This window comes from Sphingobium lactosutens DS20 (genome assembly GCF_000445105.1).
GTDB classification, from domain to species: domain Bacteria; phylum Pseudomonadota; class Alphaproteobacteria; order Sphingomonadales; family Sphingomonadaceae; genus Sphingobium; species Sphingobium lactosutens.
Genome location: NZ_ATDP01000068.1, coordinates 18736 through 27897 on the forward strand (window position 1 = coordinate 18736; position 9162 = coordinate 27897).

Here is a 9162-nt window from a genome sequence, read left to right on the forward strand (position 1 = left end):
CAAAAGGGAGTCCTATGACCGACGACGAGTTGCCCGACGACAACCCCGCCGAGCGCGCCCAGGCCAAGGCGCTGCGCGAGCAGGCCCGCGCGGGCGGCTTGCGCTTCGAGGCGTATCTACCCGGCAGCATGGCCGATTGGCTGCTGGCGCAGATCGAGCGGGGTAGGTTCGCCGACCCTTCCGAGGCGGTGTTCCTGATCGTCCAGAACTTCATCGAAATGGAGCCGCACCGCGACCTACAGGACGAGCTGCTGCGCCGGATATTGCAGGCCCGCATTGACGATCCGAGGCCGGGGATTCCGCATGATGAGGCTTGCGCCAGAATCGATCGCTTGCTTGCCGAGCCTCGCCCCGATCCGGCACGATGGGAGAAGATCGCGCGATGAACCAGCTCGCCCCCCTGCCCTCGCCCGCATCGTCGCCGGCGCTGCCGGCGTTGATCGCGGCGGCCGACGATGACACGCGGCGGCGCTTCCTTGAGTTCTTCGCCGTCACCATCCGCAACCCCCACACGCGGCGCGCTTATGCGCGCGCAGCGGGCGACTTCCTCGCCTGGTGTGAGGCGCGCGGCGTCGCCTCGCTCGCCGGCGTGCAGCCGCTTCATGTCGCGGCCTGGGTCGAGGCGCTGGGGCGCGAGCTGGCCGCGCCCAGCGTCAAACAGCAGCTCGCCGGCGTGCGTCACCTGTTCGACTGGCTGGTGACGGGCCATATCGTGCCGGTGAATCCCGCCGGATCGGTGCGCGGACCGGCGCATAGCCAGCGGCGCGGCAAGACGCCGGTGCTGGCCCCCGACGAGGCGCGGCGGTTGCTCGACAGCATTGACGTGACCACCCATGCCGGCCTGCGCGACCGCGCCCTGATCGGCCTCATGGTCTATAGCTTCGCCCGGATTGGTGCCGCGCTCTCCATGCGCGTCGAGGACGTGTTCGTGCAGAACCGCCGCCTATGGGTGCGGCTGCACGAAAAGGGTGGCAAGCGCCATGAAATGCCCTGCCATCACAATCTTGAGCATTACCTGGTCGAATATATCGACGGGTGCGGTTTGCGCGAGGACCGCAAAGGGCCGCTGTTCCGCACCATCGCGCGCGGCACTAAGCGACTAAGCGATACCCCCCTGCCCCAAGCCAATGCCTTCGCGATGGTGCGGCGGCGCGCGGCGGCGGCCGAGATCGGCACGGCGATCGGCAATCACAGTTTCCGCGCGACCGGGATCACCACCTATTTGAAGAATGGCGGCACGTTGGAGACGGCCGCGACGATGGCGAACCACAGCTCGACGCGCACCACCCAGCTCTACGATCGACGGCCTGATGACGTGACGCTGGACGAGGTGGAGCGGGTGTTGATCTAGGCGGCGACCGCTGGCCCACAGGCCCAGCGGTCGCCCTGCCAATGAAACCCCACCCGCTGCGCGTTGCCGATCGCGGGCGGCTCCCCCTTGCGCCAGAACGCGCGCATCTTGGCCCGGTCATCCATATGAGCGTCGGCGACGATTGCGCGTGCGGCCTGGATGAATTGCCCATGCCCGAACACATAGGCCAGCGAGTCAGCAGGCATGGCGGCGAGACGCGCCAGCGCGGCCTCGCAGCGCCGTAGCAGCGTGCCGAAGCTCTCCGCCCCTTCCCCGTCGCAATAATCAGGATCGGCCGCGCTCCAATAGCGTTCGAGGTGCGGCATCCTTTCGGCGCTGCGCGTGCCGTTCCATCGGGAGGGTTGGAGATAGGTAAATTCTTCGATCGGCCACGTCTCCACCGGCACGCCGGGAAAGCGCGCGATCGTCGGCGCGGCCGTCTGCCGGGTGCGGGTATAAGGCGACGTGACGATAAGCGCGGGCGCTTCCGTCCAGCTCGCCGCGACCGCGCGGGCCTGTTCCTGGCCGCGCTCCGTCAGCTCGATCGTCGCCAGATCGTGACACGGCACGCCGGCGTTGCCGGTGCTTTCGCCGTGCCGGATGAAGATGGCCCTCATGCCGGATTACTGGCGCAGGCGATCGAGCGTCCAGCCTTCCGGCAATTCGTCGCCGGCTTCGGGCGGCCGATTAGGCACCTTGTCGAGAATACGGCCCAGGCCGCTGCCGGTGTGGCCCTTCGCGCGGCGCGTGAAGAACTCGGCCGCCGTCTCGACCGCGCCAATTTTCTGCGCGACCGCCGTTGCGATCCATTGATTGAGGCTAACGCCATCTTCCTTTGCCAGTCGCGCCGCTGCCGCCTTGATCGAGGTTGGCAGCTTGAGCGGGTAGGTCGCCTTGCTCATTGTCATAACTCCTTCAACAGATCGGCGGGCTGCATCAACCGGATTCCGAAGCGCGGGGCTGCGCCCCGGAAATCGCGGATATTATAAGTCACAAGCGCATCGGCCCGCCCGTTAATCGCCGCTTCCAACACCATTTCGTCGTCGGGGTCGCGTAGTTGCGGCCGCCACAGCAAATGCACCTCCACCGGCTCGATCAGCGCCGCCAGCTCGCCAAGCAGTTCGTCCACGGCCTCCAACGTCAGCCCCGACACTTGCCGCTGCTCCGGTCGTTTCAGCACGTCCTCATATTCGAGGAACAGCGACGGCGTGGCGAGTATCTTCAAGCGGCCATACTCGACGGCGCGCAGTAGGGCGAAGCTCGCTCCCGTTTGGCTCCGCAGCGCCGTGGCGATAACCGAGGTATCTAATACGACTCTTTGCATCGCGCTTAATATAACATCCTATGGGATGTTTTTCTAGATGGCTCTAGTCCGCCACTGGCGAAGCGATGAGCCGGCGACAAGGCGAGTAGAAATCAATCATCTGTATATCATAACGCTATCGTTACGCTGTCATATGGACATTAAAAGGCAATATCGGGCGCGACCCTTCGGGCACGGCTCTATCTCCGCGTGACCGCTCCGACCAAGCCCGCAAGCGGTCTTGGCGCATAAGCGTGACGATCCTCGCGTGAGGCAGGGGCCTTGCCCCTGCCCTGTCGTGCCGGCGTGCGCCGGCGTGTCGTTTATTTGCGTGGGGAGAGGGCGTTCCGTCCCCCTCTCCCCAGCAACGGGAATCAGCGGGACCGGGTTGGCGCGAAGCGCCCGCCCGCACCACTCCCGCAGATTCCCGCTGCCCCCCTCTCCTGTCGTCGTTCTTGGGCGTCCGTGTTCCGGCCGATGGCACGGCCATCGCCGGACAGGCGATTTGAAGGGAGTAAAAACGATGACGCAGGACAACCGGGAAAGCTGGCTCAATGCGGTGGCGGCGGGCATGGCCCCGCTGTTCGAGGCGCTGGACGCCCCCCTGCCCGCGCATATCCGCGTGGCGATCGGCTTCACCAGCACGGGCCGCAAGGGCAAGGCGATCGGCGAGTGCTGGGACAACCGGCTTAGTGCAGATGGGCATTTTGAAATCTTTATCCGTCCCGACCTCGCCCACGCGGCCGACGCCATGCCGGCGCAGATCGCGGCGATCCTCGCGCATGAACTGGTCCACGCGGCCGTGGGCATCCCGGCAGGGCATGGGAAGGCGTTTAAACGGGTCGCCCTTGGCCTTGGCCTGGTCGGGCCGATGCGGGCGACGACACCGGGCGAGGCGTTTCTTGTCGCTATCGCGCCGATCCTAAAAGCCGTTGGCCCCCTCCCCCATGCCCGTCTCGATACGGACGGCGAATCCACCGCTCCCAAGAAGCAGAAAACCCGGATGCTCAAATGTGAGTGCGCGACGTGCGGCTATACGGTGAGGACCGCGCGCAAGTGGCTTGAGCTGGCCGGAGCGCCGCTTTGCCCGATCGAGGATCATGGCCAGATGGAGCACGAACCGCTGGACGACGAGGACGAGGGGGAGGGCGGCGAATAATCGCCGCCATCAAATGTATATCGCCTAGCATTACAAACGCTGCTATATAGCGCGCACATTGCCAGCGGAGCGAGAGCGGAATGATATTGGCGGTCGGAAACACCAAGGGCGGCGTCGGCAAGACCACGCTCGCCGTGAACCTCGCGGTCGCGCGCGCGCTTGCGGGCCGCGACCTTCTGCTAGTGGACGGCGACGAGCAGGGAACCGCCCTTACCTTCACGGAGCTGCGCGCCGAGCGGCTTGGCGAGGCTGGCTATACCGCCGTCGCGCTCACTGGCGCGGCTCTTCGCAGCCAGGTCCGCCAGCTCGCCCCCAAATATGATGACATCATCATCGACGTAGGCGGACGCGATACCGGCTCGCTGCGCGCCGCGCTCACCGTGGCCGACACGCTGCTGGTGCCGGTGCAGCCGCGCAGCTTTGACGTGTGGGCGCTCGACCAGGTGGCGGCGCTGGTGGCCGAGGCGCGCGAGATCAACGAGGGGCTGCGCGCCGTCGCGGTCCTCAACGGCGCGGACCCGCAGGGCGGCGACAATGAGGCGGCCTTGCAGATGATCGGCGATATTGAGGGGATCGAGGTGCTGCCCACGTCGATCGTGCGCCGCAAAGCGTTCCCGAACGCGGCGGCCGAGGGCAGGGCGGTGGTCGAGCAATCCCCGCGCGACGCCAAGGCGATAGACGAGCTGGCCGCATTGGTCAGTGCGGTATTTGTATAGCATAATGATAGCGGAGTGAATGAAAATGGCTATCGCTCGTAAACCGAATAGCAAGCCCAAGCCGCCCGTTACCGACGACGCGGCCGACGCCTTCATAGCCGGTGCCGCGAAACCGACAGCGCCGGCGATCACGGAGGCGGCCGAGGACGGGCCGCGCAAGTCGCCGGTCATGTTGCGGTTCGATCGCGCTTTGCTGGCGAAGGTCGATGCGGCGGCGAAGCGGCGCGGGATCAGCCGCAGCGCATGGATTCAGTTCACGGTGAGCCGCGCGCTCGATGCTGGCGAGGGATAGGGCCGGCGAGGAGATGGGCGTCGCAGGCTAGGCAGGCGCAGCGCGCGAAAAGTGAGTTTTGGGGTAGGGCCTCACCTTTGGGCCGCTGGCGCGCTGAAATCCACCAGCACCGGCATTTCGGGTATGTCTCCGCGCAGCTTCGCCCGCCGCACAATGCTATGCTGGTCGATCAGGTTTTGCGCGTCGCGACGGCCGCTCATGGTCTTGGGAAGCCACATCATCGAAACCCGCTCGACCTTGCGGCCCTTCTTGATCGGGGTGAACTCGACCCAGAAGGGGCAGAGCTTGTTGATTTCCTCTTGAGCGACCTTGAGGCAGTATTTGTTGAAATCGGCGAAGCGTTCCAACTTGCCTTCCGGCACGTTGAGCAGGCCGCGCAGCTCCGCGATAGTGAACTCCTCGCTTTGCTTGTATTCGAGGCCGATACGGCGCTCGATCATTTCATAGAGGCAGAGCGCGTATTTCGACTCGAAACAATACATCACTTGCGTCTTGAGGCGGGCATAGACCTCGCTGTTACGCAAAATCTCAATCAGTTCTTCGGGGATGCGGTAATGCAGGAACCCGTCTTTTTCGAGGCTTTCATCGCTGGGGCCGAGAAGCTGGACGCGGCGCTTAAAGCTCTTGCCGCCCTTGCGGATCGTGACGATCGCGATGGTGCCCATCAGGCGCAGCAGCGAGCTTTCTATGCGCTCATTGCCCTGGTGCGTGCCTTTGAGCGCGCTTTTCGGGATGCGGTGGATGACCGGCTCGCCGATCCGCTCCCAGGCGTTGGCGATCAGCAGGTTATAGATTCGCCGATCGGCGAGGGTGAGGGGGGACAGCTCGACAATATCGACCAGCTCGCCGGGTTTGACAATTTCTCCATAATTGGCGGGATCAAAGGGATTGCCGCGTCCCTTTTGCGCGAGGGTCAGAGCGGTGTCGCCGTCCAGGGCAACCTTTGCCTTTCCGCCATTTACAGGTGAGGTTGCATGATTCATGCGCTCACCTTAGCAATTAAAGTGAGCTAGGCAATTCTTAAAGCTCGCCGTTCGACCATAGGGAGGGGATACCCCAAAACTCACCGATGAAAATGCCCATACCCCAACACTCACCGGACTCGACCCCAACACTCACCTTTACCGACCCCAAAGCTCACCGAAGGCTACCCGAAAACTCACGCGACTCGACCCCAACACTCACTTTTCGAGGCCATTTCTCTAGGTTTTCTGCGGGTTTGAGGCACCCTGAATCTTGAATCTAAGAAGAATCTTTGAATCAGAACGCGAACGGTGAGCTTTGGGGTAGGTTCGTCTGTGGATAACTCGCCACGCTATCCCGCGCCGCTGCTGAAGAAGAAGAAAAGCGCCGCCTCTTGGGGGCTTCGCCCCCGCCGGCTCGCGGCCTTCGGCCGCCCCGGATGGCTAAAGCCATCCTCCCACCCGGCATCCCCCATGATGAGCCGGCTTCGCCGGCACGCTTTTAATTATAAAGGGAGATTAGTCGCACCGTAGCGCCCAACCTTCCAGCACCGCGCCCAGCTCCACGGGGTGACTACACGAAAGTGACGTATCTGCACGGAAAGGGCGAACGGATAGCGAACGTCACGCGGCAAGTAGGGAGTTGACGGCGCGCAGCGGTCGCAAGGCGTCCGGATCGGGTTGATCTTCAACATTCCAGCTATAGTCACCGGTCAGCGAGATATGCTCCCAGCCCAATGGCGCGATGTGGCGTGCGATTTCGTCGGCTGTGCCGATGTCCGCCAGCGCCATTTCGAGATAGCGAGTGTTCCACAAGATGATGGCGGCGACGAGCAGGTTGAGGCCGGAGGCGCGATAGGTCTGGTTCTCGAACCGACGATCGCGCAGTTCGCCGAGCTGGTTGAAGAAGAGCGCGCGGGCGAGCGCGTTGCGGGCTTCGCCTTTGTTGAGGCCCGCCTGGGTGCGCCGGCGCAGGTCGATGTCGCGCAGCCAGTCGAGCATGAAAATGGAGCGTTCGAGGCGGCCCAGCTCGCGTAGTGCGAGGGCCAGTCCGTTCTGTCGCGGATAGGCGGACAAGCGGCGCAGCATTGCCGAAGCAGTGACGGTGCCGGTGCGGATCGACGTGGCGAACCGCAGCAGTTCGTCCCAATGCGCCGCGACATGACCCAATGCGATCGGTTCGGCCGTCATGCCGGGAAGCAAGGGGCCGGATTCTTGGCCGGGAAGGAGGTGTAAACGACGCTCCTTGATGTCGCGCAGGCGCGGCGCGAAGCGGTAGCCGAAGAAGGGCATGAGGCCGAACACATGGTCCGATGCCCCGCCCGTATCGGTGTAGTGCTCCTCGATCGTCAGGCCGGTCTGGTGATACAGCAAGCCATCCAGCACATAGGGCGCTTCGCCAGCGGTCGCCGCGATCACCCGACTTGCGAAGGGGTCATATCGATCCGAGACATGGGTGTAGAAGGCAACGCCTGGTTCGTTGCCGCTGCGCGCGTTGATGTCGCCGATCGCGGCCCCACGGCCCCCGGCATGAAATTGCTGTCCGTCGCTCGACGAAGTGGTGCCGTCTCCCCACAGCGCGGCGAGCGGCATGGCGCGATGGGCGTCGATCAGCCTTCCCAACGCTTCGCCATAGGCGGCTTCGCTGATGTGCCAGTCGTGAAGATGGGCGAGCTGACGCAGACTTGCGCCCCGGCAGGTTTCCGCCATGCGTGTGAGGCCGAGATTGATGCCATCGGCGAGGATGACCGTGAGCAGCGCATTGCGATCGTCGGCTTCCCGGCCCGAACGACGATGGATGAAGCATTCGCTGAACCCGGTCCAGGCATCGACCTCCAGCAGAAGATCGGTGATCTTCACGCGCGGCAGTCGATCATAGGCGGCGCGACGGGCAATCTCGGTGGCGGGCGGTGTTGCCGCCTTCAGGGGGGCGTTTGCGGGAGGGGGCGGAATCCTACGCCAAGCTCGCCCAGATAGCCGGCGCGAGATCTTACTTGTTGCTGCCTTCTACGGTCGCGCCAGAAAGGCGACGGCTCAGTTCTATCCGGCGATGGCTACGCATTTTGAAGGTGTCTGGCCCAACGCGCCGATACTCAATGAAGCCGAGAGAACGCCAAAATCGCTCTGCCGCTTCATTCGCTTCCAGCACGGCCAACCGAATCTCTATGGCACCTCTCGCAGCGGCCCAGCTTTCGACCGTCGAGTAAATTGAGCGTCCGACGCCACGACCACGCTGTGCGGCATCTACGATCATGAAGCCGGCCCAGTCGGCCCGAAGCTGCGATTTTGGCCAGGTTGAAGAACGAACACTGAACGCTTGATTGATTCTACCAGGACCGTTGCTGACCACCGACCTCGTAGATATCGGCTTCCATGGAGCAATTGTAGCTCTCTGCGATGTTGAACATCTCGGAGAGGAGGCTTTGGATTTCCTCATCAAGGGAAATGCCATCCGGATCGGGGTCATAGGCGACGGTCAGTTTGTAATCACAATTGCCGTTTTTTACCATGGCGTAGTCGCGTTCCAGCATCGCCTCAATCCGCTCCCGAGCGGGTTTTCTACCTCTTCCACGCTTGTTGAAGTTCTCGATAATCAGATGCAGGGCGATGCTGGCAGTGGGCGGCTTTTCCGGCAGTTTGGTCTGTGACGGAATAATGTCGAGCGCCCGATAGACGGTCATTCGTGAGACCTTCAGGTCGCGGGCAACGCGGGCCTTGCTGGCGCCGGCGGCAAGGCGACGGCGGATTTCATCGTCATCGACGTTCTTCTTCCGGCCTTTGTAAACGCCTTCGGCGCGCGCCGCTTCGATCCCGGCGCGCTGACGATCCTTGATGAACTTCAGCTCCATATCGGCGACCATGCCGAGTATGGTGATGACCATTCGCCCCATGTCGCCCGCCGTCGTCACCTCTGGCTCAAGGATGCGCAGCGAAGCTCCCTTTTCATCAAGCTCATGCACCAGGTTCAGGACATCGCGCGTGGAGCGGCCGAGCCGGTCGAGCCGCAGCACGACCAGCTCGTCGCCGGTGTGCATAAACTGCATGATCGTTTCCAGTTCCGTGCGCCCGCTCCGCGAGGCCCCCGATCCGGTCTCGGAACGGATAATTTCGCAACCTGCATTCTTGAGGCGGCCAATCTGGATATCCAGATCCTGGTCCGTGGTGCTGACGCGGGCATATCCGATACGAGCCAAGTGCAAAATCCGTCACATTAGGGTGGCTCTTGCAGTGTATCGTCACATTGAGCGCAAACCCACCCTTTTGTGACAGACGAATGGTGTCACTCGGCCCTATCACTCTGGGGTGTACCCAAATGTTATAGGCCGATCAGCCGCCTCACGCTGCAAGCCGTCCAAAATCAATCCGGTCGTTCAGGTCG

General features: G+C 63.2%; 11 protein-coding genes and 1 pseudogene. 5 read left to right on the forward strand and 7 right to left on the reverse strand.

Going from position 1 to position 9162, the window contains the following annotated elements; translation table 11 throughout:
* The first annotated feature begins 14 nt into the window (after positions 1-14).
* Both RLDS_RS32625 and RLDS_RS32630 read left to right on the forward strand, forming a co-directional pair.
* On the forward strand, positions 15-386 hold the full coding sequence (locus RLDS_RS32625; protein ID WP_015063472.1) for a hypothetical protein: 372 nt from the start codon (positions 15-17) through the stop codon (positions 384-386).
* Positions 383-1351 (forward strand): tyrosine-type recombinase/integrase, encoded by a 969-nt coding sequence (locus RLDS_RS32630; RefSeq protein WP_020817756.1) that lies wholly within the window; start codon positions 383-385, stop codon positions 1349-1351. The genes RLDS_RS32625 and RLDS_RS32630 overlap by 4 nt, the downstream gene beginning before the upstream one ends.
* Here the strand turns inward: RLDS_RS32630 and RLDS_RS32635 are convergent.
* The 3 genes from RLDS_RS32635 to RLDS_RS32645 are packed head-to-tail and all read right to left on the reverse strand — an operon-like array spanning position 1348 to position 2675.
* Positions 1348-1968 (reverse strand): histidine phosphatase family protein, encoded by a 621-nt coding sequence (locus tag RLDS_RS32635; RefSeq protein ID WP_015063474.1) that lies wholly within the window; start codon positions 1966-1968, stop codon positions 1348-1350. The genes RLDS_RS32630 and RLDS_RS32635 overlap by 4 nt on opposite strands.
* Before the next feature lie 6 nt (positions 1969-1974).
* Complete coding sequence (locus RLDS_RS32640; protein ID WP_020817757.1) at positions 1975-2253, reverse strand: toxin-antitoxin system HicB family antitoxin; 279 nt, start codon at positions 2251-2253, stop codon at positions 1975-1977.
* Between the two features lie 2 nt (positions 2254-2255).
* Entirely contained in the window at positions 2256-2675 is a 420-nt protein-coding gene (locus RLDS_RS32645; protein WP_020817758.1) for a putative toxin-antitoxin system toxin component, PIN family, read from the reverse strand.
* Positions 2676-3177: 502 nt separating this feature from the next.
* Here RLDS_RS32645 and RLDS_RS32650 point away from each other — a divergent pair.
* The 3 genes from RLDS_RS32650 (at position 3178) to RLDS_RS32660 (ending at position 4821) form a co-directional block, all read left to right on the forward strand.
* Entirely contained in the window at positions 3178-3813 is a 636-nt protein-coding gene (locus tag RLDS_RS32650) for a transcription elongation protein SprT (protein WP_020817759.1), read from the forward strand.
* An 80-nt stretch (positions 3814-3893) separates the two neighbouring features.
* On the forward strand, positions 3894-4529 hold the full coding sequence (locus tag RLDS_RS32655) for an AAA family ATPase (RefSeq protein WP_015063478.1): 636 nt from the start codon (positions 3894-3896) through the stop codon (positions 4527-4529).
* A 25-nt stretch (positions 4530-4554) separates the two neighbouring features.
* Positions 4555-4821, forward strand: coding sequence for a hypothetical protein (locus RLDS_RS32660; RefSeq protein ID WP_020817760.1), 267 nt, complete (start codon positions 4555-4557; stop codon positions 4819-4821).
* 71 nt (positions 4822-4892) lie between these two features.
* Here RLDS_RS32660 and RLDS_RS32665 read toward each other — a convergent pair whose 3' ends face one another.
* The 4 genes and pseudogenes from RLDS_RS32665 to RLDS_RS32675 form a co-directional block, all read right to left on the reverse strand.
* Positions 4893-5804 (reverse strand): replication initiation protein, encoded by a 912-nt coding sequence (locus RLDS_RS32665; protein ID WP_015063480.1) that lies wholly within the window; start codon positions 5802-5804, stop codon positions 4893-4895.
* Positions 5805-6407: 603 nt separating this feature from the next.
* Positions 6408-7712, reverse strand: a pseudogene (locus RLDS_RS32670) (Tn3 family transposase); the annotation flags it as partial.
* Positions 7713-7773: 61 nt separating this feature from the next.
* Positions 7774-8220, reverse strand: a complete 447-nt coding sequence (locus RLDS_RS57260) for a GNAT family N-acetyltransferase (RefSeq protein WP_330217083.1) — start codon at positions 8218-8220, stop codon at positions 7774-7776.
* The gene (locus RLDS_RS32675) at positions 8111-8977 is read right to left on the reverse strand and encodes a recombinase family protein (RefSeq protein WP_006953933.1); all 867 of its coding nucleotides are present in this window, start codon (positions 8975-8977) and stop codon (positions 8111-8113) included. Before RLDS_RS32675 ends, RLDS_RS57260 begins: the two co-directional genes overlap by 110 nt.
* Positions 8978-9162: the final 185 nt, after the last annotated feature.

Excerpts from the sequence above, each read along its gene's own strand:
- RLDS_RS32625 (WP_015063472.1), top strand. The coding sequence starts at position 15 with ATGACCGACGACGAGTTGCCCGACGACAACCCCGCCGAGCGCGCCCAG.
- RLDS_RS32630 (WP_020817756.1), top strand. The coding sequence starts at position 383 with ATGAACCAGCTCGCCCCCCTGCCCTCGCCCGCATCGTCGCCGGCGCTG.
- RLDS_RS32635 (WP_015063474.1), bottom strand. The coding sequence starts at position 1,968 with ATGAGGGCCATCTTCATCCGGCACGGCGAAAGCACCGGCAACGCCGGC.
- RLDS_RS32640 (WP_020817757.1), bottom strand. The coding sequence starts at position 2,253 with ATGAGCAAGGCGACCTACCCGCTCAAGCTGCCAACCTCGATCAAGGCG.
- RLDS_RS32645 (WP_020817758.1), bottom strand. The coding sequence starts at position 2,675 with ATGCAAAGAGTCGTATTAGATACCTCGGTTATCGCCACGGCGCTGCGG.
- RLDS_RS32650 (WP_020817759.1), top strand. The coding sequence starts at position 3,178 with ATGACGCAGGACAACCGGGAAAGCTGGCTCAATGCGGTGGCGGCGGGC.
- RLDS_RS32655 (WP_015063478.1), top strand. The coding sequence starts at position 3,894 with ATGATATTGGCGGTCGGAAACACCAAGGGCGGCGTCGGCAAGACCACG.
- RLDS_RS32660 (WP_020817760.1), top strand. The coding sequence starts at position 4,555 with ATGGCTATCGCTCGTAAACCGAATAGCAAGCCCAAGCCGCCCGTTACC.
- RLDS_RS32665 (WP_015063480.1), bottom strand. The coding sequence starts at position 5,804 with ATGAATCATGCAACCTCACCTGTAAATGGCGGAAAGGCAAAGGTTGCC.
- RLDS_RS57260 (WP_330217083.1), bottom strand. The coding sequence starts at position 8,220 with ATGAGGAAATCCAAAGCCTCCTCTCCGAGATGTTCAACATCGCAGAGA.